Below are 22,918 nucleotides of genomic sequence, written 5' to 3' on the forward strand. Positions count from 1 at the left end.
TTCATCCGGCCTCGCCCAACTCTTGCGACAGCCAATCAAACGTCATTGTCGCCGCCTTGCGGCTCCGTTTCCGCTACGCCGGCCGGTCGCCGAGTTGTGGAAACACTAAACATGTCCGGGAAAAATATTATGAACGCATTTAAAAAACTCAAAATCGGTACCCAGTTAAGCTTGGGCTTTGGCATGCTCACCGCCTTCATGCTGATCCTCGCCGCCGTCTCCATCCTCGGCGTGTCGTCGATCGGCGCAGCCTTTAAGAAACAGGACCACATCAACGACGACCGGCTGGCGCCGCTGTACGTCGCCCGCGAGGCGCTGGCGCAAACCGGCCTGGCCGCGCGCAACGCCTATATCTTCAGCGACGACGCCCAGGCGGCCAAGGAACTGGCCATCGTCGACGAACAAAAAGCGATCTACCTGGCCGCCGTGGAAAAAATGACGCCGAGCTTCGGCGGCGACGCCCAGTTCAACAAGGTCAAGGCCGGCCTGCTGACGATGGCCGACGCGCTCAAGCAACCGCGCAAGCTGCGCGAAGCCAAGCGGATGGAGGAATTCGGCACCTTCCTGGTCAACGATTGCAGCCCGCTGCGCCGCCAGATCGTCGCCGACATGGCGGTGCTGATGACCCAGGAACAGAAGGAAGCGGCCGCCGCCAGCGACCAGTCCGAAGCCAGCGCCGCCACGGCGCGCAGCTGGACCATCGCGCTGACCGCCGCCGCCTTCATCCTGAGCCTGCTGATCGCCGGCCTGATCAAACGCGTGCTGCTCAAGCAACTGGGCGGCGAGCCGGCCTACGCGGCCGAGATCGCCAACAAGATCGCCCAAGGCGACCTGGCCATCGCCGTCGACATCAAGGCCGGCGACGACAGCAGCCTGCTGTTCGCCATCAAGACCATGCGTGACAGTCTGGCTTCCATCGTCGGCCAGGTGCGCCAGGGTACGGACGCCATCGCCAGCGCCTCGTCCGAAATCGCCATCGGCAATGAAGACCTGTCGTCGCGCACCGCCACGCAAGCGTCGTCGCTGGAAAAAGTCGCCACCGCGATGGAGGAGCTGACCTCGACCGTGAAACAGAACGCCAGCAACGCGCAGCAAGCCAACAGCCTCGCGCAAACCGCCTCGTCGGTGTCGGAGGAAGGCGGCGAAGTGATGCAGCAGGTGACCGACACCATGGCCTCGATCAACGAATCGTCGAAGAAGATCGTCGACATCATTTCCGTCATCGACGGCATCGCCTTCCAGACCAACATCCTGGCGCTGAACGCGGCCGTCGAAGCGGCCCGCGCCGGCGAACAGGGCCGCGGCTTCGCCGTGGTCGCCACCGAGGTGCGCAACCTGGCGCAGCGCTCGGCTGCCGCCGCCAAGGAAATCAAGGCGCTGATCGACGACTCCGTCACCAAGGTCGGCACCGGTTCGGAACTGGTGCTCAAGGCCGGCACGACGATGCACGCGGTGGTCGACAGCGTCAAACGCGTGACCGAGATCATGGGTGAGATCAGCACCGCCAGCGCCGAGCAAAGCCAGGGCATCGGCGAAGTGAGCAGCGCCATCGGCGAGATGGACGGCATGACGCAGCAAAACACCGCGCTGGTGGAGGAAGCCTCGGCCGCCGCCCAGGAATTGCAGGCGCAGGCGTCGGGCCTGGCCGGCCTGGTCGGCCAGTTCAAGCTCGAAGGCGACCGCGGCCATGTCGCCGCGGCCCAGCCGCGTGCCAAGCCCGTCAAGGCAAGCGCCCGTCCAAGCCTGCGCCTGGCGCGCGGCTAATCCGCAGCTACTCCGGGGTCAGGTCCACCATTTCTACACGAGGTGGACCGTAGACGCTGGCGCCGGGAGGTGGACCGTTATTTCAGCCAGCCGCGCCGGCGGAAGTACCAGAACGGCGCGATGGCGCTGGTGACCATCAGGATCAGCGCGAACGGATAGCCGAACGCCCAATCGAGCTCCGGGAACCAGCGCTTGAAGTTCATGCCGTAGATCGAGGCGATCAAGGTTGGCGGCAGGAAGGCCACGCTGGCCACCGAGAAGATCTTGATGATCTTGTTCTGGTTAATGTTGATGAAACCGACGGTGGCGTCCATCAGGAAGTTGATCTTGTCGAACAGGAAGGACGTGTGGCCGTCCAGCGACTCGATGTCGCGCAGAATCTGGCGCGCCTCTTCGAACTGCTCGGAATTGAGCAAGCGTCCGCGCATCAAAAAACTGACGGCGCGCCGCGTATCCATCATGTTGCGGCGGATGCGGCCGTTCAAGTCTTCCTCGTGGGCGATGGAGTTCAGCGCCGCGGCCGCGTCCTGGTCGGTGAACTGTTCCTGCAGCACGCGGCCGCTGACCTCTTCCAAGTTCTGATAGATGCCCTCGAGCGCGTCGGCCGAGTATTCGGCGTCGGTGGCGTACAGGTCCAGCAGCACGTCCATGTAGTCGGCGATCGAACCGGGCCGCGAGCGCGCCCGCATGCGCACCAGGCGGAACACCGGCAGGTCGTCGGTGTGGACCGAGAACAGCATCTTGCGCGCCAGGATGAAGGCGACCGTGACGATGCGCGACGGGCCGTCCTCCTCTTCCAGCAGGAAGTCGGTGCGCAGGTGCAAGTCGCCGTTTTCCGCTTCGTAATAACGGGCCGACGCTTCGATGTCCTTGACTTCGTCCTCGCCCGGCAACGTCACGCCGTAGATGGCTTTGACCCATGCGCGTTCGTCGTCCGTCGGGTCGGTCAGGTCGACCCATACCGGCTCAACCTGTTCCAGGTCCGAGCGGCTGTCGATGGGCACCTGGTTGAGTCGGCCATTCTGGAGAACGAAAACATTAATCATGGGTACGCGAGCCTTCTGGAAACAGCGCAAGTGTACCCGCAAAGCCCCTGCCGAGGCCAGCCTGCCACGCGGTTTTTCGCCCTACTGGGTGGCTTTTTCAATCATTTTATCGGTTGCCGACCGCGGCGCGGACTCGGCCGGGTCCGGCTTGGGCGGTTTCGGCGCCTCGATGCCGCGCGTGTCGAGCGATTTGACGACCTTGCCGTCCTTGCAGTCGACATCGGACAGCACGGTTTTGCCGTCGATGACGCATTTGCGCAGCACGCCGGCCGGCGCGGGTGGCGCGACGCTGGCGCTGGCCGAACCCGGCGCCGCCGGCGGCTTGCCGGTCAGCCGGGCTATACCCTCTGTGAAGAAATTACGCTCGTGCCGCGCCGACATCAGGAACGCCATCGCCACCGCCGCCAGCGAGGCCATGATGATGGCCACCTGGATCAACCCGAAACCGCTTTGCCTCTTCATATCGTTCCCCCGCTTAAGCATGATTTTCGTAGGGCGGATTAGCGCAGCGTAATCGGCCATGCATGCGCGACCAACGGCTCATACATGGCCGATTACGGCGTTCCGCCTAATCCGCCCTACGTGTTTCCGTTGATAATTCAAGAGACACAATGCCGCGACGGCCCCTATGGTAACTCCGCCGATCCCATGCGGCGCAGGATGACGCCGGTGCGCCGCGCCAGATAGCCGGAGTCGCGGTGCGTGTCGTAAAAGCGCGGATTGGGCAGCATCACCGCCAGCTTGGCCGCCTGCGACGCGCCGAGATTGGCCGCGCTCACGCGGTAATAATGCTGCGCCGCCGCTTCGGCGCCGAAGATGCCCCTGCCGAACTCCACCACGTTTAGGTAGATCTCGAAGATGCGCTCTTTTTCCATCAAGGTTTCCAGCATATACGTGATGATCAGCTCCTGGCCCTTGCGCAGGTAGCTGCGCGAACCGGACAGGAACAGATTCTTCGCCAGCTGTTGCGTGATGGTCGAACCGCCCGCCACCACCTTGCTCTTCTTGGTGTTCTTCTCGTAGGCTTTTTGCAGCGCCTCCCAGTCCACGCCCTGATGCTCGGAGAAGTTGGCGTCTTCGGACGCGATAATGGCGCGTTTAAGATTCTTCGAGATGCGGTTGTACGGCACCCAGACCTGCTTGATCTCGGCCTTGGGATTTTTCTCGCGCAACGCCGACTCTTGCTGGCGCATGAAGCTGGTCCGCGACGGGTTATGGTCGACCCACCACCATATCTGCAGGAAGAAATACAGCTGCACCGCCGCGAACAGCAGCACCGGCAGGATGAAGATCCATTTCACCCAGGCCCACTTGCGGCCACCTTTGGCGGCGCTCATAACTGATCGCGCAGGCGTTGCAGCACGTCGCCGGTGGCCGGATGCACGCCGCGCCAGACGCTGAACGCCTCGGCCGCCTGCTCCACCAGCATGCCCAGGCCGTCACGCAGCCGTGCGCCGTGTTGGTCGGCAAACTGCAAAAATACGGTGGGGGACTTTGAATACATCATGTCGAAAGCAAGCGCGCCGGGCGCGAACACCGATGGCGACACCGGCGGCACCTCGGCGTTCAGGCTGGCGGCGGTGGCGTTGATGACGACGTCGAAGCCGCCTTCGATGTCGGCGAAACCACAGCCCGACACCACGCCCTCGCCGCCCAATGCCGCAAACTGTTCCGCCAGCGCCACGGCCGTGGCCACGGTGCGGTTGGCGATGACCAGCTGCGCCGGGCGATGTTCCAGGATCGGCAGCACGGCGCCGCGCGCCGCCCCGCCGGCACCCAGCAGCAGCACGCGCTTACCGGTGATCGCCACGCCGGCGTTGCCGACGATGTCCGCCACCAGGCCTGCGCCGTCGGTGTTGTCGCCGATGATGCCGTCCTCGGTGAAGTGCAAGGTGTTGACGGCGCCGGCGGCCTGAGCGCGTATCGTCAGCGCGTTGGCGACCTTGACCGCCTCCAGCTTGAACGGCAAGGTGACGTTGGCGCCTTTGCCGCCCTCGGCGATGAAGGCGTGCACGGCGGCGGCGAAGCCGTCCAGCGGCGCCAGCCGTTTTTCGTACTGCAATTCCTGGCCGGTCTGGGCCGCATAAGCGGCATGTATCTCGGGCGATTTGCTGTGGGCAATCGGGTTGCCGAACACGCAGTAGCGATCCATCGTCATCGTCCTCCGCCGCTCATGTCGGCTTGTAGTTTGTCTTCGCGGGTAAATTTGAATGTCGTGACGATCACCCACAGATCGTCCTTGTCGGCCGACAGCATGTTCGGCGGGAACTTGCCGAACGGCGCCGCGCGGCGCACGATGTTGATGGCGGCGTCGTCCAGCGCGGCGTTGCCGGAGCTGCGGTCGACCTTGATGCCGCCTTCCTTCTCGTAGATCGTGCCGTCCTGGAAAACCGGGATCGACAACACCAGCTGGCCGTACAGCTTGCGGCCGTTCTTCTGGGGGAAGTTCAGCGTACCGATATCTTCGATCCGCTTTTGCAGCGATTTGTAGTACATCGCGTAGCCAACCCCGCGCGTGCTCGGCGTGATGAAGGTTTTCTTCGGGCGCTTGTTCTGGTCTTCGATGGTTTCGCTGATCTCGGCGGCGCGGCGGGCGATCGCCTTGCTGGCGTCGAGCAGGTCGGCGCCGCTCGGCAGCGGATCGGGGGCGGTCTTTTCGGTCACCGGCGGCGCGTTGAACGGATCGGGCTTGGCCACGCGGGTAAGCAGGTTGCGCTGGCGTTCCTCAAGCTCGGCGATGCGGCGCTTGGAGGCTTTGATGCTTTCGCCGTCCTCGGTCTTGCGCATGTCCGGCAGCGGCGACCTGGAGCGGCCTTTGTCGACGTTGCCGCCGCCGTCAAGGTTGGCCTGGGCCAGCGCCTCGGCCTTCAGCGGGGCTTTGCTGTGCTTGGCGTTGACGAGGATGACTTCCAGGCCGGGATCGGTTGGCTTCACCGGCGCCGGCGTCGGGGCGACAAAGCGCACCGCCAGCATGGCGGCGTGCGCCACCACCGAGATGCCGATGGCGATGTACAGGAAGCGATTTTCTTGGAAAGACTTCACGCGGGGCCGGGGTTGGAAATGGGTGGGGTGATTTTACTTTAAAGAAAACCCGGCGGCTACCGGCGGGTTTTGAGGGCACCTCGGATACACGTAGGGCGGATTAGGCGGAACGCCGTAATCGGCCATGCGTGAGCCGCCGGCGGAGCACGGATGGCCGATTACGCTTCGCTAATCCGCCCTACGTGTCTCCCGGATTACTCGGAGGCTGGCACTTCGGCGGCTACTTCAACCGCGACTTCCGGCGCGGCGACCGCTTCTTCCACAACGTCATCCTCGTAATCCAGCTCGGCATCGGCCGCCACCGCTTCGGTGGTGGGGATTTCCAGGATGCGCGCTTCGATCGACAAGTCGACCTCGTCCCAACGCAGGATGTCGATCTTGACCTGGGCGCCGCGCGCCACCGACGGCATGCCCGGCAGGCGGATAATCAGCGGAATGTCGACCAGGCGCAACACCTCGTCCTTGAGCACGACCGCTTCGACCTGGCGGGCGTTTTCCTGGCCCAGCCAGCGCAGGCACCAGTAGCGCTCCATGTTCGACTGGTGGTCGCCGTAGGCCGCGTAGGCCGCGTCGAACTGCGACACGATGGCGAACAGCTCCGAATCCTTCGGCTTGAACGGGGCGACCAGCGGCGCCGTCACGCCGTGCTCCGCGCAGGCGAGGATTTGCCACTGGTTGACCAGATCGGTGTAGCGGCGCAACGGCGACGTGCTCCACGCGTATTGGTCGACGCCCAGGCCCTGGTGCGGCGCGGCGTGCGTGACCATGCGTACCTGCATCTTGGCGGCCCACCCGCCGACGCCCTGGCCCTGGCTGCGGTAGATGCCAGGCACGCCATGGTCGTGCATCAGCTTGCCCCAGGTGCTGTTGGCGAAGATCATCAATTCGGCGACGATCTTGTCGAGCGGCGCGCCGCGCTTGCGGCGGCTGACGGTGACGATATCGTTTTCGACGTAGAAGTTGAAATCGACGCGATTGTTCTGTTCGGGCTTCAGGCCGAAGCCTTCGCGCTTGACCATGCGCGCCGCCTCCAGCACCTGCGCCCATTTCCAGATCAGGCCCAGCTCGTCCTTGTGGGCGTACTCGCCCTCGCCGCTGGCCAGGGTTTCCTCGTTGACCAGGTCGTCCAGGTCGTTGTGGCGCAGATTGCTCGCTATCGGCACCATCTCGGCACGCGTCTCGGTGGCGATCACCGACCAGTCGGCCGGGTTCAGGGTCGCGTACAGCGACAGCGCGGGGCAGGTCTTGCCTTCGGCCAGGGTGAACGCCTCGACGATCGAGTCCGGCAGCATGGTGATCTTATCGCCCGGCATGTACACGGTGGACATGCGCGCGCGCGCCATCTTGTCGACCGCGTCGTCCGGCTTGATGCCCAGGCCCGGCGCGGCGATGTGGATGCCGATCTTGACGTTGCCGTCGGCCAGCTTGGTGACGGAGAAGGCGTCGTCGATCTCGGTGGTGGTGACGTCGTCGATCGAGAACGCCTTGACGTCGGCCAGCGGCAGATTGGTCGGCGCCACCGGCACCGCCACGTCCGGGAAACCGGCGCCGCGCGGGAAGCTCTCGAACAGGAACTTGGCCATGTGCAGCGCCTTGGGCGACTCCACGCCACCGGCCGCCAGCATCAAACGCTGCGGATTGGTGTGCAGTTCATTGCAAGCCGCTTCCATCGCCTTGTATTCGATCGAATTCTTGTCCGGCTTGAACAGCAGTTGCATGACGATGTTTTTCATCGAATCCGGCAACTTGTTGGCCTTTAGCTCTTCGACATACTGGGCCTGGATCAGCGCCTGTTGTTTCTTTTTCTCGATACCGGCCTGCGCCGCGCGCAGCGATTGCTCCGGCGCGGCCTTGTAGCGGCCACGGCCCTTCTTGTAGAAATAGATCGGCGCGGAGTGCAGGCTCAGGATCAGCCCGGCGGCTTCGGCCGGCAGCGGCGCGTGGCCGAAGTACTCGGCGCCCAGCTCGGCGAAGCCGAACTCCTCCTCTCCCGCCACTTCCCACAGGAAGTCGAGGTCGATCTCGGCGGCAACGGCCTTGGCCTGTTCCATCAAATCCGTCGGCGACGGCTTCTCGTACTGCAGCAGCACGTCCTTGATCTTGACCTTGCTGCGCTTGCCGCTGGCCATCTCCACCTGATAGGCCTCGCCCGCTTGCGACATCATGGTCCCGACCTTGAAATCGCCGGATTCTTCGAAAAATAGATTCATTGCTCGCTTCTGTTCGTTGTTTATTCGTTATAACTGCGCTGTTGCTTCAGGTCCAGCACGGAAGGCAGAAACACTTCTGTGACCAGCAGAGTACCCTGACGGCGCCGATATAAACAGCGCCGTGCATATAGTATGCGCTCTTGCGGGGAGGCCCCACGAAGTTGATCCTCAACCTCCAGGCCCAGGGCCGCCGCCGCGCGCCGCGCCAACGGATGCCCTTCCCGCAATCTTGCAAATTCCAAAACGCCGCGCCGCACTCGCGGGTCGCCAAACAAGGTCGTCCCCAGCGAGCGCTCGCCCAGCACGCTAAATAAAGGCCAATCGGCCGCCGTGGCCGACATCGGCACCACCGTGTGCGCGAACACAACCGGCGTATTATCACACCGCAGCAGCACTTCCCTCTCCCACACGCGGCCGGGCCGGGGCAAGCCGATCGCGGCCGCCTCGTCGGACAGGCAGCGCGCGACGCGCTGATGCAGGCACTGCACGCGGAAAGTCTGGCTGTGGTCCTTCAGTCTCGCGGTCAGCGAACCGCCGGCCGTCAGCCACGGCCGCAGGGGCGGCGGCGCGTTCAAGGTCGGCTGCCATTGGGTCTGTCGCAGGGAAGCGCCACGGCTGGGCGACGCCGGCAAAAACGGCCCCCTCAACGGCCGGCCTCGATGCCGCAAAACGCCAGCACCGCATCCACATACTCGGGAAACTCGGAAATGCCATGGTCGCTGCCGTCGATCACGTGCTGGCGCGCGCCCGCATAATGCTTGACCATGTCGCGATAGTCCAGCACTTCGTCGCCGGTGGCGGCGATCAGGAAGTAGCGCTCCGGGCGGGTGATCGGGTCGACCGCCAGCGCGCGCAGCTCGTCTATATAGTCACGTTTGAATTCGAATGGCTCGTCGGAATGGAACTGCGTTGTCACGCCGACATGCTTGTCCAGATCCTGCAGCGGCACGATGGCCGGATTCAGCAAGACGGCGCGGCAGCCGATACGCTCTGCCAGCCAGGTGGCGTAGTAGCCGCCCAGCGAGGAACCGACGATGCTCAACTCTTGCGCCGGCACGCCCTCTATTAAAGAGAGCGCCAATTCCATCGCCAGCTTGGGCGACGCCGGCAACTGCGGGCAGACCAGCTGGTCCGACAGCCCCAGTTCGGCCATGCGCTCGCTGATCACGCGCGCCTTCATCGACTTCGGCGACGAGCGGAATCCGTGCAGATAAAGAATCATCGCGCCAGCGCTTCCAGGATTTTGTTGTGCACGCCGCCGAAGCCGCCGTTGCTCATCACGATGATCTGGTCCCCCGGCCGGGCCGCCTTGACGATGGCCGCGACCAGCGCGTCGATGTCCTCATAGGCGCTGGCGATATCGCCCAACGGCGCCAGCGCATCGCCCAGGCTCCAGCCCAGCGCCTGCCGGCTGCCGTAGCCGAACACCAGGTCGGCGTCGACCAGGCTGCCCGGCAGCGCATCCTTCATCGCGCCCAGCTTCATCGTGTTCGAGCGCGGTTCCAGCACGGCCAGGATGCGGCCGCCCTTGCCTATCTTCTGGCGCAGGCCGCCGACGGTGGTGGCGATCGCCGTCGGATGGTGGGCGAAGTCGTCGAACACGGTGATGTCGTTGACGGTGCCGCGCACTTCCATGCGGCGCTTGACGTTCTCGAAGGTCGCCAGCGACTTGGCCGCCTGCGCGACCGGCACGCCGACGTGGCGGGCGGCGGCGATCGCCGCCAGCGCGTTGGCGCGGTTGTGCTTGCCGGTCAGGCTCCACTCGACTTTGCCGACGGTTGCGCCGCCGAAAATGACGTCGAAACTACCGTCATCGTATTCCTTCATCGCCCATTCGGCGCCGTCATTGTGGCCAAAGCTTTCCTGCTCGCTCCAGCAACCGCGCTTGAGCACGCGCTGCAGCGACGCCTCGTCGCCGTTGTAAATGACGCGGCCGATGCCGGGCACCGTGCGCACCAGATGATGGAATTGCGTCTCGATGGCGCCGAGGTCGGGGAAGATGTCGGCGTGATCGTATTCGAGGTTGTTCAGGATCGCGGTCTTGGCGTGGTAGTGGACGAACTTGCTGCGCTTGTCGAAGAAGGCGGTGTCGTACTCGTCGGCCTCGATGACGAAGAAGATCGAGTCCAGGTTGTTGTCACTACGCCCTTGCATGCGGGCCGAGACGCCGAAGTTCAGCGGCACGCCGCCGATCAGGAAGCCGGGCGCGTAGCCGGCGTCCTCCAGTATCCAGGTCAGCATGGCCGAGGTGGTGGTCTTGCCGTGCGTGCCGGCCACGGCCAGCACCCAGCGGTCCCTTAATATATGTTCCCCCATCCACTGCGGGCCGGACACGTACGGCAGGCCGCGATTCAAAATCTCTTCGATCAGCGGATTGCCGCGCGAAACCACGTTGCCGATCACGTACAGGTCGGGATTGAGCGCGGTCTGCTCCGGGCCGTAGCCCTGTATCAGTTCTATGCCCTGGGCTTCCAGCTGGGTGCTCATCGGCGGATAAACATTGGCGTCGCAGCCGGTCACGCGGTGGCCCGCCTCTTTCGCCAGGACCGCCAGGCCGCCCATGAAGGTGCCGCAAATACCGAGAATATGAATATGCATAGTGTGTAACAGGATCGATCCGCACAAGTGAATACGCGATTTTACCTGAGCCGACGCCGATTTCCCGGTTCAGAGTATTATCTCGTCCATGACGCCGAATGTTATCGAAGAAGTCCTGCTGCTCCGCGCCGAGATCGCCGCTGCGGCCGCGCGCCTGATCGCCCAGGACGGCGCCGACTACAACGCCGCCAAGCGCAAGGCCGCCAAACAAATCCTCGGCGACACGCAACCGCCGCCGAACCTGCTACCGGACAACGCCCAGATCGAAGCGGAAGTACGCATCTACCAGTCGCTGTTCCACGCGGACAGCCAGCCGGCCCGCCTGTTCCGGCTGCGCACCCTGGCGGTGGACATCATGGAAGGCCTGGCCGCGTTCCACCCGTTCCTGACCGGCGCCGTCCTGAACGGCACGGCCGGCCCGCACGACGACATCCACCTGCAACTGTTCGCCGACAGCGCCAAGGAAGTGGAAATCTTCCTGCTGAACCGTAATTTGCAAATCGACATCTCCGAGACGCCGCACTTCAAGGGCCCGCGCTACGATCCGGTCGAGACGGTCAGCTTCATGTGGCACAAGGAAGGCGTCCATGCCGCTTTATATGAGCTGGACGATTTGCGCGGCGCCGTGAAAACCCGTGGCGACAAACTGATGCGCGCCGATATCGCCGCCGTTCGCGCGCTATTAGTTAGTAGCACGCATGCGAACACCGACGAAGAAAACCCCAACCAAAACCCCGATCATGAATAAAACACATCTGGCCGCCTATGTCGGCGTCGCCGTCCTGTTCGCCGCCTCCGGCGCCTGGGTCGGCTTCAACAAACAAAATGCCGCGCCGATCACCACCACCGCGCCGGCCGGCGTGACCGGTCCGGTGGGCGCGCTGTACGCGCAAACGCTGCCGGACGCCAAGGGGGCGCCGACCGCGCTGGCCCAATACAAAGGCAAGGCGATGCTGGTCAATTTCTGGGCGCCGTGGTGCGCGCCGTGCGTCCAGGAGATGCCGGAGCTGTCCGAGCTGGCCGCCGGAGAAGAGGGTAAGAAGCTGCAAGTTATCGGCATCGGCATTGATTCCCCGTCAAATATCGCCGCTTTTAGCGACAAATACAAAATCACCTACCCGGTGCTGGTGGCCGGCATGAGCGGCACGGACTTGTCGCGGCAGTTCGGCAATACCGGCGGCGGCCTGCCGTACACGGTGCTGATCGGCGCCGACGGCCAGGTCAAAAAGACCTATCTGGGGCGCCTGAAGTTCGACGAGTTGCGCAAAGACCTTGCAACTCTTTAACTGAATCCAGAAGTTTTTTTCTCTTGCCAATGCCCGCAGTTGGCGGCAAAATGCGGAACTTTCGCGGAAAACGGTCTAGAACCATGGCAAAAAACCTCCTACTGCTCAACGGTCCCAACCTCAATTTACTGGGTACCCGGGAGCCAGAGGTCTACGGCGCCAGCATTTTGGCCGACGTAGAACAAGCAGCCCAGGCCCAGGCCCAGGCGGCCGGCGCAACGTTGTCTTGCTTTCAGAGCAACCATGAAGGCGCGCTGATCGACCGCATCCACGCAGCCAGGACGGAAGGCGTGGACGCCATCATCATCAACCCGGGTGGCTTGACCCATACCAGCGTGGCCCTGCGCGACGCTCTGGCGGGGGTGTCCATTCCGTTTGTTGAAGTGCACATTTCCAATATTTACCAGCGCGAGTCGTTTCGCCACCACTCATTCCTGAGCGCGATCGCGTTGGGCACGATCTGCGGACTGGGTATCGAAGGATATCGGTTTGCCATCGACTTCGCCATTAAAAGGCGTTAATCTACGCGATCTGCGCGCAACTTATACAACTTAGCGCGGTTTCGCCCACGAGGCGCGGCCGTTCACACTTTACATAACAAGATATTCCGGGGGTTACATGGATCTACGCAAGCTGAAGACCTTGATTGATTTGGTCGCGGAGTCGGACATCGCCGAGCTCGAAGTGACCGAAGGCGAAAGCAAAGTGCGCATCGTCAAATCGTCGGCCATGCCGCAAAACCAGATGGTGATGATGCAGCCGCAAGGCATGCAGCCGCAGTACCATGCCGCCCCCGCGCCGGCCGCAGCGCCCGCCGCCGCAGCGGCCCCGGCCGTCGCCGCCGAGCCCACCGGCCACATCGTCAAATCGCCGATGGTCGGCACCTTCTACCGTTCGTCGGCGCCAGGTTCGGCCGCGTACGTCGAAGTGGGCGCCGTCGTCAAGGAAGGCGACACCCTGTGCATTATCGAAGCAATGAAACTGTTGAATGAAATCGATGCCGACAAATCCGGCACGATCACCCAGATTCTGGTCGAGAACGGCCAACCGGTCGAATTCGGCCAACCGCTGTTTGTGATAGGCTAAGTCCGGTTTGCGCCCTCCCCGTCGGTGACGGGCGCGCCGGCTTTGTTCCGCATTCCCTCCTCTACCTGACGTTGCCGGATTTCGGCGTTCACAGACATACGCGAACCTATCATGTTTGAAAAAATCCTCATTGCCAACCGTGGCGAAATCGCCCTCCGCATCCAGCGCGCCTGCCGCGAAATGGGCATCAAGACGGTTGTGGTCCACTCGGAAGCGGACAAAGACGCCAAATACGTGAAGCTGGCCGATGAGTCGGTGTGTATCGGCCCGGCGCCCTCGTCGCTGAGCTATCTGAACATGCCGGCCATCATCAGCGCCGCCGAAGTGACGGACGCCGAAGCGATCCATCCCGGCTACGGCTTCCTGTCGGAGAACGCCGACTTCGCCGAGCGCGTGGAAAAATCGGGCTTCGTCTTCATCGGCCCGCGCTCCGAATCGATCCGCATGATGGGCGACAAGGTCTCGGCCAAGCAAACCATGATCAAGGCCGGCGTGCCTTGCGTGCCCGGTTCCGACGGCGCGCTGCCGGACGATCCGAAGGCGATCGTGCAGATCGCCCGCAAGGTCGGCTATCCGGTCATCATCAAGGCGGCCGGCGGCGGCGGCGGTCGCGGCATGCGCGTGGTCCACACCGAGGCCGCGCTGATCAACGCCGTGGCCATGACCAAGACCGAGGCCGGCACCGCCTTCGGCAATCCGGAAGTGTATATGGAGAAGTATCTGGAAAATCCGCGCCACGTGGAAATCCAGATCCTGGCCGACGAACACAAAAACGCCGTCTGGCTGGGCGAACGCGACTGCTCGATGCAGCGCCGCCACCAGAAGGTCATCGAGGAAGCGCCGGCGCCGGGCATTCCGCGCAAGCTGATCGAGAAGATCGGCGACCGCTGCGCCGAAGCCTGCCGCAAGATCGGCTACCGTGGCGCCGGCACCTTCGAGTTCCTGTATGAAAACGGCGAGTTCTACTTCATCGAGATGAACACCCGCGTGCAGGTCGAGCATCCGGTGACCGAAATGATCACCGGCATCGACATCGTGCAGGAGCAGATCCGCATCGCCGCCGGCGAAAAGCTGCGCTTCCGCCAGCGCGACGTGATGCTCTCCGGCCACGCCATCGAGTGCCGCATCAACGCCGAGGACCCGTTCAAGTTCACGCCGTCGCCGGGCCGCATCACCTCCTGGCACGTGCCGGGCGGTCCCGGCGTGCGCGTCGATTCGCACGCCTACGCCGGCTACTACGTGCCGCCGCACTACGATTCGATGATCGGCAAGGTCATCTCGTACGGCGCCACCCGCGAGCAGGCGATCCGCCGCATGCAGATCGCGCTGTCGGAAATGGTGGTCGAGGGCATCTCGACCAACATCCCGCTGCACCGCGAACTGATGATCGACGCCCGCTTCATCGAAGGCGGCACCAATATCCATTATCTGGAACAGAAGCTGGCCGACATGCCGGACCTGCATAAACTGAGTTTGAAGGCGCAATAATGAGCTGGACTGAAATCGTCATCGAAATCGCGCGCGACCACGCCGAAGCCCTGTCGGACGCGCTGATGGAAGTCGGCGCGCTGTCGGTTTCCGTGGAAGACGCCGACGAGGGCACCGACCAGGAGCGCCCGCTGTTCGGCGAGCCGGGCATGGAACCGACCGAAGCGGCATGGGATCACAGCCGCGTCGTCGCCCTGACCAACGAGGATGACGACCAGGCCGCCATCGTGGCCGCCGCCGCCGAACAGATCAAGCTGGCGGCCTTGCCGAAGTTCACCACGCGCAAGGTCGAGGAGCAGGACTGGGTACGCCTGACGCAATCGCAGTTCGCGCCCATTCACATCGGCAAGAACATCTGGGTCGTGCCGAGCTGGCACGAGGCGCCGGACCCTGACGGCCTGATCCTGGAACTGGATCCGGGCCTGGCCTTCGGCACCGGCAGCCATCCGACCACCCGCCTGTGCATGGAATGGCTGGAGGCGAACCCGGCGCCATCGAAGTCCGTGCTCGACTACGGCTGCGGTTCCGGCATCCTGGCGATGGTCGCCAAGAAGGTCGGCGCCGGCGAAGTGGTGGGCGTCGACATCGATCCGCAGGCGATCGAATCGGCGGCCGACAACGCAGAACGCAACAAATGCGAGATCGAGTACTTCCTGCCGGACACCTTCGCGCAATCGAAGCATGCCGAACAGAAGTTCGACATCGTGGTCGCCAATATCCTGTCGAGTCCGCTCAAACTGATGGCGCCGATGCTGTCGGGCCGCGTCGCCCCCGGCGGCGCGCTGATCCTGTCGGGCGTGCTGGCGCGCCAGGCCGAGGAAGTGGCCGCCGCCTACGCCCCGTTCATCCAGCTCGGCGTCTGGGCGGAACAAGACGGCTGGGTCGCCCTGCATGGCCGGCTCGGCAGTGATGCGGTCCCCGCCCCGCGCTAACGGCCGCGATGGCGCTCGCCACTAAATGCCCCCACTGCAGCACGATATTTCGGGTCGCCCATGACCAGTTGAAATTACGTGGGGGCATAGTGCGCTGTGGCTCCTGCAATGAAGTTTTCGACGGCAACGCCGCTCTGCTCGAGCCGCTCGCCATCCCGCAGCCGGTGTTCGCGCCGGTTGTGTCCGAAGCACCCTACTCCCCTCCCCAGACATTCGCGCCCTCCGATGAGGTTGTGGCCGAGCAGGATACCCGCGCGGGCGACGAACCGATCTACACCTTGCAGCTCGACAGCGCAGTGGACGAGGCCGATGACGGACGGTTCGACGAACCGGTGGCCGATGCCATTCGGCAGGAGGCCACCACGGCCGAGCCGGAATTCCAGGCGGCCGAAGAAGAGCAGCCAAACGCCATCGAACCGGCGCGGGAAGACCCGCTCGACATCAAACCGATGACGCACGAGGAGCTGGAAGCGGCGTTGGCGGCCGAGCTGGCGCTGATGGAGCAAGACATCGCCGCCGAGGCCGTCGAACAGGAAACCAGGGCCGCGCCGTCGACGGCCACCGTCGACCGCCAGGAGCCAACCCTCGACCCCGACTCCCGCTACGACCTCGACGAGGCCGACGAGGAAGCGCTGGTCCAGCTCGCCGCCGCCAGGGAGCGCGACACCGCGCCCCAGCTGCACACGCTGCTGCGCGCCGCCTCCGCCCCGTCGCAGGACCACTTCGCGCCGCAGGCCGAGATCCACAGCGTGCAGCCGCCCGAACCGGAAGTGGAAGAGGAAGTCGACGACCCGAACGAGCCCGGCTTCCTCAAGCGCGACCGCCGCCGCGAGCGCTACGGCAAGACTATCAACATCGCCATGGGTGTCGGCTCGCTGCTGCTGGTGGGCGCGCTGGCGGCACAAGGCTTGACCACCTTCCGCAACCAGTTGGCCGCCAGCTACCCCGGACTCAAGCCGACCTTGCAGGACATCTGCGCCACGTTGGGTTGCAAGATCGAACTGCCGGCCCAGATCGACGAGCTCGTCATCGAACAAGGCGAACTGCAAACCCTGAGCGAGACCACCTTCTCCTTCACCACCTTGCTGCGCAACCAAAGCACCACCGCGCAGCAGTGGCCGCACATCGAACTGGTGCTCGACGACGCCAACGACAAGGCCATTTTGCGCCGCGTGTTCACGCCGCGCGACTATCTTGGCGCCGACGCCGCGCTGGAAAAAGGATTCGCCCCGCGCAGCGAGCAATCTGTCAAACTGTACTTTGAATTGAAACAGCTGAAAGCATCCGGCTATCACATCGCAGTCTTCTATCCATAAAGAACTATCATATGACTCAGACTTCCATCATCTGCGGCTCGCTCGCGATCGACACCATCCTGCAATTCCCGGGCCGCTTCGACAGCATCCTGCTGGCCGACCAGCTGCACAAAGTGAACGTGTCGTTCCTGGCGCCGACGATGCGCACGGAATACGGCGGCTGCGCCGGCAACATCGCCTACAACCTCAAGATGCTGGGCGGCGAGCCGCGCATCGTCGGCGTCATGGGCCAGGACAACGCCGCCTACATCGAGCGCCTGCACAAGCTCGACATCTCGACCGACAACATCCTGATCAAGCAAGAGGCCTACAACGCCCAATGCTTCGTCACCGCCGACGAGGACAACAACCAGATCAACGCCTTCCATCCGGGCGCCATGTCGTACGCGCACGAGAACGACGTCGCCAAGGCGGGCTCGGCTGCGGTGGCCATCATCTCGCCGGACGGCCACCTGGGCATGCAAAAGCACGCCGCCGACCTGGCCAAGCTGCAGATCCCGTTCATCTTCGACCCGGGCCAGCAGCTGCCGATGTTCAACGGCGCCGAGCTGATCGCCTTCATCGACAAGGCCACCTACGTCACCGCCAACGACTACGAAATCGAATTGCTGATGGACCGCACCGGCCTGACCCTGCCCGAGATCGCCAGCCGCCTGGAGGCGCTGATCGTCACGCGCGGCGAGCAGGGCTCGGAGATCTACACCAAAGGGCAGCGGATCGAGATTCCGGCCGTCAAGGTCGCCGACGTGCTGGACCCGACCGGTTGCGGCGACGCCTACCGCGCCGGCCTGCTGTTCGGCATCACGCAAGGCTGGAAATGGGAAACGACCGGCCGCCTGGCCAGCCTGATGGGTGCGATCAAGATCGCCAGCAAGGGTGGGCAGAACCACAAGCTCACCGCCGCCGAGATCGCCGACCGCTTCGAAGCCGCGTTCGGCTACCGGTACTAAAAAGAAGGAATGATGTGGGCGGCTCGGAGATGGCGGATTAGGCGGCACGCCGTAATCCGCCAAGAGCCGCCAATGGCTCAACTTCAACGCCCGTTGAAGGCCATGCCCAGCAGAATCTGGGCGATCTGCAGCGCGATCAGCGCCACCAGCAGCGATAAATCGAGATTGCCCACCAGCGGCACCACGCGGCGGATCGGCTTGAGCAGCGGCTCGTTGAGCGCGCGCACGAACGGCGCCAGCGGCGCGTGCGGATTGACCCAGCTGAAGATCGCTTCGACCACCAGCAGCGCCATGAAGCCGTACAGTATCCATTTGAGGAAGCGCTCGAGCGCGGCCAGCAGCACCGCCTGCGCCGGCCAGCCGGCAAAGAACAGCACCGATGTCGCCAGCAGCACGATCAGGAAGGCACCGATCAGGCTGGCCCAGTCGTAGCCGCCCATGCCCGGCACGATGCGCCGCAGCGGCCGCACCAGCCAGTCCGATAACTGGAACGTGAATTGGGCCACCGACTGCGGCGGACGAACGCGGATCGCCTGCATCCAGAAGCGCAACAGCAAGGCCCCGCCCAACAGGGTGGCGATGGCGTCGACAATCAACATAACAATACTAAGCACGGTCCCTCCAAAAAAAAAGCCGCTGTGTGATTGTCTCACACAGCGGCCGGTTGCCTCAGCAGGCACCTAAGTATTTAGCTTAGGAAGGACGCGTGCTGGTTGGGAACGGCCATGCGGCCGCCGGTGCCAACACGGTCTTTGCCGCAGGCGCGGCAGCAGGAGCGGCTGGCTTGGCGACAGCTTCCTTCTTCGGTGCGGCCGCTTTAGGGGCGGCTTTTTTCACAGCTGGCTTGGCTGCCGGAGCAGGTGCTGCCGCGGCAACTGGAGCGGCTGCCGGTGCTGGAGCGGCTGCCGGTTTGGCGGCTGCTGGTTTAGCGGCTGGCTTGGCGGCAGCTTTGACGGCTGGCTTCTTGGCAGCTGCCGGCTTGGCGGCTGCCTTAACCGGCTTTTTTGCTGCTGGCTTAGCCGCTGCCTTTGCAGCCGGTTTGGCTGCCGTTTTTGCCTTGGCGGCTGGTTTAGCGGCGACAGCTTTTTTGGCTGCTGGTTTAGCTGCTGCTTTCGCTGCAGGTTTAGCGGCTGGCTTGGCGGCCGCTTTTTTCGCTGCCGGTTTGGCGGCTACTTTTTTTGCCGCTGGCTTGGCTGCTGCTTTGGCAGCTGGCTTTGCCGCTGGCTTGGCTGCTGCTTTTTTAGCGGCTGGCTTTGCTGCTGGCTTGGCTGCGGCTTTTTTAGCTGCTGGCTTTGCCGCTGGCTTGGCCGCTGCTTTTTTCACTGCTGGCTTAGCTGCTGGCTTGGCTGCTGCTTTCGCGGCTGGCTTTGCTGCTGGCTTTGCCGCGGCTTTTTTAGCGACTGGCTTGGCAGCTGCTTTTTTCACTGCTGGCTTGGCTGCTGCTTTCGCTGCTGGCTTCGCTGCTGGTTTGGCGGCTGCTTTTTTCACGGCTGGTTTTGCAGCTGGCTTGGCAGCGGCTTTGGCAGCTGGTTTAGCGGCTGGTTTGGCGGCAGCTTTCGCTGCTGGCTTGGCGGCTGCTTTCGCTGCGACAGGCTTTTTCGCTGGGGCGGCGGCTTTAGTAGCGGCCGGCTTTTTTGCTGCTGGTTTCTTTGCGGCAGTTGCCATTTTTAGTTCTCCTTCATCGGGGATGGGAAAATTCACATACAAGATTTAAACCCGTCCGGCCCCGGATTGGGCCAGGCGAATTATTCATCGGCACAAACAGGACACTGTTTGCGCTAATGAATTCGGCACCAGCTGAACTGCTGCAACCCCTCACGAGTGCAGCGCTTCAGCCATCTATCTGTCCGCCGTCCGTGGCCGGCGCGGCGTGCAGATACAAATCTTGTTGCGACGTTTTGCGGGTGGTCGGGCGTGTGCTCAGCTCCAGGGACCTACGTCGCAGCCATCTACCGTTTTTGTTTTCAAACAAAAAACCGCCCAACCTGAACCGAATCAGGAAAGACGGTTGAACAAAAACGGTTTGGTCTTGTGCATATCTTTGTGAATCTGTATCCCGTGATCGCGATCATTTCTGCGGTGTGCGCACTTCAAAAAAACCGCACCTTTATAAACACACATTTTCAATCTCGTAAAGTACACGAAAACCTTGTCGGTACGCAACCGGCACGAGAAGTATTCGCCCGCTTTTTTTCGTCTTATGCTCGCCATTTCACATACGCGTGGCAGTTCGCGCTTGCTCGCTTGCGACATCGTGGTGCGATGTGCGCGCTCAATCGAGTTCGAAAATGCGCTTGCCGCGCCGCGCCAAAAAATCGCGCTTCAAAGCGAGCCAATTGCCGCCTGGGTGTCTGCGATGTCGCCGGCATCTCCGCGCGTCCCTCGCCACCGTCTTCCGAATTCGAGAGCGCTTGCGCATCGCATGCGCGCCGTCGCTGCTCACTGTTTTTAAATTCGTCGCGATTATGAGACAGAGTGCGGGGAATGGCAAGCGGAATACTGCGATGCGCGGCGGCGCGCCTGCGTTCGGCGCGCGCGGCGGCGCGTGACGATGTACGTCGTCGAGTGTTCGACACGTGCCCGGCGAGGTGTCGGCGTCGTGTCGACATGGCGTCGACGATGTGCCGGCGGCTGCCGGCCGAGTACTCGGCGATGTGTTTTGGAGGCGTCGTCGTCGAGCACTCGCCGCGTGTTCGACGCATCGCGCGTAGACGGCGCGTCTGACTATTCGGACTCTTCGTCCAGGTCCGGACTCTTGTGGCGCAGCACCCAGACGTTCATGTCGCCGGCCAGACGCTTCATCATCCGCGTCAGATCGCGCCGCCCGGCGGCCACGACGAACAGCCCTCGACCGCTGGCCTGGCGCCCTCGCCCGCCGAGCCGTACAACCTGCCGCTGATGCTGCCGCAGTATCTGACGGAGGGCGTCCTACGCGACAGGCTCGCCGAACCCGGACACGCGCGGCGCTTCGGCCACGAGCTGACCGGCTTCGAACAAGATGGCGAAGGCGTCACCGCGCGGCTGGCAAAGGCCGACGGCACGACGGCGACGGTGCGGGCGCGCTACCTGGTCGGCGCCGACGGCGGCCGCAGCTTCGTGCGCAAGGCGCTGGCGATCGACTTCCCCGGCGAGTCGATGAAGATGCGGGCGATGGTGGCCGACCTGTCTCTGACCGGGCTGGGTCGCGACGCCTGGCATCGATGGGGCGAGGGTCCCGGACAGATCAGTTTGTGTCCACTGATGGGCACCGATCTGTTCCAGCTGCAAATGCCGGTGCCGCTCGACGGCGACATCGACGCCTCTGACGCGGCGCTGGCCGCAGTCACCGCCGCCCGCACCGGCCGCGCCGACATCGCGGTGCGCGCGGTGCATTGGCGTTCGGTGTACGAGATGAGTTCCAGGCTGGCGGACCGCTACCGGGTCGGCCGCGTGTTCATCGTCGGCGACGCCGCCCACATCCACCCGCCGACCGGCGGCCAGGGTTTGAACACCAGCGTGCAGGATGCGTGGAACTGGGATGGAAGCTGGCGGCGGCGCGTGGACCTTGCTGCGGTACGAGCCGGCCGGCGCCTGCGCGATCGCGCCGCGCGAAGGGCTGAGAATAGTGGCGGTTGGAATGAACGGCAAGCTGCGCGACGATGGCGGGCATCTGCGCGCGGCGTACGGGTTCGCGGCGGGGGATGTGGCGCTGATCCGGCCGGACGGGTACATCGGGGCGCTGGCGAGTGCTGACGCGGGCCTGAAGGAGTACCTTGCGCGGTTCGTATAAAGAAAAAGCCCGGCAACCAAGGCCGGGCTTTACTTTGTAACCATGACCACCGGAATATGCATACCACGGTGACACGTAGGGCGGATTAGCGCAGCGTAATCCGCCAATGCATGCTCCGTCGGCGGCTCATAGATGGCGGATTACGCGGTTCCCGCTAATCCGCCCTACGTGTTTTAGATGAATTCCGGCGTCCCGATCGCGGTCAATTTGGATCAATTCCGGCGTCCCGGCCCCCATCAATTTAGATGAGTTCAGGCGTCCCGGTCGGAATCAATCCCAGTTCAGCGCGCCGCCGGTCTGGTACTCGATCACGCGCGTCTCGAAGAAGTTACGCTCTTTCTTCAAGTCGATCATCTCGCTCATCCATGGGAATGGATTCTCTTCCTGGTCGAACAAGGTCTCCAGACCGATCTGCGTGGCGCGACGGTTGGCGATGAAGCGCAAGTAACCCTTGAACATGGTCGCGTTCAGACCGAGCACGCCGCGCGGCATGGTGTCTTCGGCGTACGCGTACTCCAGGTCCACGGCCTTCAGGAACAGCTGCTTGATCTCCTCCTTGAACGCCGGGGTCCACAGCAGCGGGTTTTCCATCTTGATCGTGTTGATCAAATCGATACCGAAATTGCAATGCATCGATTCGTCGCGCAGGATGTACTGATACTGCTCGGCCGCGCCCATCATCTTGTTCTGGCGGCCCAGCGCCAGGATCTGGGTGAAGCCGACGTAGAAGAACAGCCCTTCCATCAAGCAAGCGAAGACGATCAGGGACTTGAGCAGCTTCTGGTCGTTTTCCACGGTGCCGGTGGTGAAGGCCGGATCGGTCAAGGTGTCGATGAACGGGATCAGGAACTCGTCCTTGTCGCGGATCGATTTGACTTCGTTGTAGGCGTTGAAGATCTCCGACTCGTCCAGGCCCAGCGACTCGACGATGTACTGGTAGGCGTGGGTGTGGATCGCTTCCTCGAACGCCTGGCGCAGCAGGTACTGGCGGCACTCGGGCGCGGTGATGTGGCGGTAGGTGCCCAGCACGATGTTGTTGGCGGCCAGCGAGTCGGCGGTGACGAAGAAGCCGAGGTTGCGCTTGACCAGGCGGCGCTCGTCGTCGGTCAGGCCGTTCGGGTTCTTCCACAGCTCGATGTCGCGCTGCATGTTCACTTCCTGCGGCATCCAGTGGTTGGCGCAGCCGGCCAGGTATTTGTCCCATGCCCACTTGTACTTGAACGGCACCAGCTGGTTGACGTCGGTCTTGCCGTTGATGATGCGCTTGTCGTCGGCGTTGACGCGCAGCGCGACCTGCTCGGCGTTGGCTTCGCCGGTGGCCAGCGCGGCTTGATTGACAGCTTGTGGTACCGCTGATGCGGCTTCTTCGTCCCAGGACAGCGACATAGTGTTTTTCCTTCAGAATTCGGTGGTTCGGTGTAAAAGCAACCG

Annotated in this window: 22 protein-coding genes; 11 read left to right on the forward strand and 11 right to left on the reverse strand. The window is 63.3% G+C overall.

Features of this window, described 5'->3' with window-relative positions; genetic code table 11:
• Positions 1–129: 129 nt before the first annotated feature.
• A complete protein-coding gene (locus AC07P1_RS23905) occupies positions 130–1,764 on the forward strand; it encodes a methyl-accepting chemotaxis protein (protein WP_494698184.1) in 1,635 nt (544 codons plus the stop codon).
• Positions 1,765–1,841: 77 nt separating this feature from the next.
• Here the strand turns inward: AC07P1_RS23905 and corA are convergent, their stop codons facing one another.
• From corA to mpl, 9 genes are all read right to left on the reverse strand, one after another.
• Positions 1,842–2,810 carry a magnesium/cobalt transporter CorA gene (gene corA, locus AC07P1_RS23910; protein WP_090323671.1) on the reverse strand — a complete coding sequence of 323 codons (969 nt, stop codon included), beginning with the start codon at positions 2,808–2,810 and terminating at the stop codon, positions 1,842–1,844.
• An 81-nt stretch (positions 2,811–2,891) separates the two neighbouring features.
• Entirely contained in the window at positions 2,892–3,272 is a 381-nt protein-coding gene (locus AC07P1_RS23915) for a DUF4124 domain-containing protein (protein WP_494698185.1), read from the reverse strand.
• Between the two features lie 164 nt (positions 3,273–3,436).
• Positions 3,437–4,147: a monofunctional biosynthetic peptidoglycan transglycosylase gene (mtgA, locus tag AC07P1_RS23920; RefSeq protein ID WP_494698186.1), complete on the reverse strand. Its 711-nt coding sequence runs from the start codon at positions 4,145–4,147 to the stop codon at positions 3,437–3,439.
• A complete protein-coding gene (gene aroE, locus AC07P1_RS23925) occupies positions 4,144–4,962 on the reverse strand; it encodes a shikimate dehydrogenase (RefSeq protein WP_494698236.1) in 819 nt (272 codons plus the stop codon). The genes mtgA and aroE overlap by 4 nt, the downstream gene beginning before the upstream one ends.
• Before the next feature lie 2 nt (positions 4,963–4,964).
• Entirely contained in the window at positions 4,965–5,852 is an 888-nt protein-coding gene (locus AC07P1_RS23930) for a TonB family protein (RefSeq protein WP_494698187.1), read from the reverse strand.
• 194 nt (positions 5,853–6,046) lie between these two features.
• Positions 6,047–8,062, reverse strand: a complete 2,016-nt coding sequence (locus AC07P1_RS23935) for a ribonuclease catalytic domain-containing protein (RefSeq protein ID WP_494698188.1) — start codon at positions 8,060–8,062, stop codon at positions 6,047–6,049.
• A gap of 20 nt (positions 8,063–8,082) precedes the next feature.
• Positions 8,083–8,694 (reverse strand): chorismate--pyruvate lyase family protein, encoded by a 612-nt coding sequence (locus AC07P1_RS23940; protein WP_494698237.1) that lies wholly within the window; start codon positions 8,692–8,694, stop codon positions 8,083–8,085.
• 11 nt (positions 8,695–8,705) lie between these two features.
• Positions 8,706–9,284, reverse strand: a complete 579-nt coding sequence (locus tag AC07P1_RS23945; protein ID WP_494698189.1) for a YqiA/YcfP family alpha/beta fold hydrolase — start codon at positions 9,282–9,284, stop codon at positions 8,706–8,708.
• The gene (gene mpl / locus AC07P1_RS23950) at positions 9,281–10,660 is read right to left on the reverse strand and encodes a UDP-N-acetylmuramate:L-alanyl-gamma-D-glutamyl-meso-diaminopimelate ligase (protein WP_494698190.1); all 1,380 of its coding nucleotides are present in this window, start codon (positions 10,658–10,660) and stop codon (positions 9,281–9,283) included. The genes AC07P1_RS23945 and mpl overlap by 4 nt, the downstream gene beginning before the upstream one ends.
• 88 nt (positions 10,661–10,748) lie before the next feature.
• Between mpl and AC07P1_RS23955 the strand changes: the two genes are divergently transcribed.
• The 8 genes from AC07P1_RS23955 (at position 10,749) to AC07P1_RS23990 (ending at position 17,718) form a co-directional block, all read left to right on the forward strand.
• Positions 10,749–11,408 carry a hypothetical protein gene (locus AC07P1_RS23955; protein WP_494698191.1) on the forward strand — a complete coding sequence of 220 codons (660 nt, stop codon included), beginning with the start codon at positions 10,749–10,751 and terminating at the stop codon, positions 11,406–11,408.
• A complete protein-coding gene (locus AC07P1_RS23960) occupies positions 11,401–11,946 on the forward strand; it encodes a TlpA family protein disulfide reductase (RefSeq protein ID WP_494698192.1) in 546 nt (181 codons plus the stop codon). Before AC07P1_RS23955 ends, AC07P1_RS23960 begins: the two co-directional genes overlap by 8 nt.
• Positions 11,947–12,029: 83 nt before the next feature.
• A complete protein-coding gene (gene aroQ / locus AC07P1_RS23965) occupies positions 12,030–12,467 on the forward strand; it encodes a type II 3-dehydroquinate dehydratase (protein ID WP_494698193.1) in 438 nt (145 codons plus the stop codon).
• A gap of 97 nt (positions 12,468–12,564) precedes the next feature.
• On the forward strand, positions 12,565–13,032 hold the full coding sequence (gene accB / locus AC07P1_RS23970) for an acetyl-CoA carboxylase biotin carboxyl carrier protein (RefSeq protein ID WP_330923361.1): 468 nt from the start codon (positions 12,565–12,567) through the stop codon (positions 13,030–13,032).
• Between the two features lie 111 nt (positions 13,033–13,143).
• Entirely contained in the window at positions 13,144–14,520 is a 1,377-nt protein-coding gene (gene accC, locus AC07P1_RS23975; protein WP_494698194.1) for an acetyl-CoA carboxylase biotin carboxylase subunit, read from the forward strand.
• Positions 14,520–15,452 (forward strand): 50S ribosomal protein L11 methyltransferase, encoded by a 933-nt coding sequence (gene prmA / locus AC07P1_RS23980; RefSeq protein WP_494698195.1) that lies wholly within the window; start codon positions 14,520–14,522, stop codon positions 15,450–15,452. Before accC ends, prmA begins: the two co-directional genes overlap by 1 nt.
• An 8-nt stretch (positions 15,453–15,460) precedes the next feature.
• Complete coding sequence (locus AC07P1_RS23985; RefSeq protein ID WP_494698196.1) at positions 15,461–16,768, forward strand: DUF3426 domain-containing protein; 1,308 nt, start codon at positions 15,461–15,463, stop codon at positions 16,766–16,768.
• Positions 16,769–16,779: 11 nt separating this feature from the next.
• Positions 16,780–17,718 carry a carbohydrate kinase family protein gene (locus AC07P1_RS23990; RefSeq protein ID WP_494698197.1) on the forward strand — a complete coding sequence of 313 codons (939 nt, stop codon included), beginning with the start codon at positions 16,780–16,782 and terminating at the stop codon, positions 17,716–17,718.
• 83 nt (positions 17,719–17,801) lie between these two features.
• Here the strand turns inward: AC07P1_RS23990 and AC07P1_RS23995 are convergent, their stop codons facing one another.
• Positions 17,802–18,317 (reverse strand): YggT family protein, encoded by a 516-nt coding sequence (locus AC07P1_RS23995; RefSeq protein ID WP_494698238.1) that lies wholly within the window; start codon positions 18,315–18,317, stop codon positions 17,802–17,804.
• Positions 18,318–18,502: 185 nt separating this feature from the next.
• Between AC07P1_RS23995 and AC07P1_RS24000 the strand changes: the two genes are divergently transcribed.
• Positions 18,503–19,432, forward strand: a complete 930-nt coding sequence (locus AC07P1_RS24000) for a hypothetical protein (protein ID WP_494698198.1) — start codon at positions 18,503–18,505, stop codon at positions 19,430–19,432.
• Between the two features lie 1,043 nt (positions 19,433–20,475).
• Complete coding sequence (locus AC07P1_RS24005) at positions 20,476–21,450, forward strand: FAD-dependent monooxygenase (RefSeq protein ID WP_494698199.1); 975 nt, start codon at positions 20,476–20,478, stop codon at positions 21,448–21,450.
• Positions 21,451–21,757: 307 nt separating this feature from the next.
• Here AC07P1_RS24005 and AC07P1_RS24010 read toward each other — a convergent pair whose 3' ends face one another.
• Complete coding sequence (locus AC07P1_RS24010; RefSeq protein WP_494698200.1) at positions 21,758–22,873, reverse strand: ribonucleotide-diphosphate reductase subunit beta; 1,116 nt, start codon at positions 22,871–22,873, stop codon at positions 21,758–21,760.
• Positions 22,874–22,918: the final 45 nt, after the last annotated feature.

The organism is Duganella sp. GW821-FHT07F09 (genome assembly GCF_059418705.1).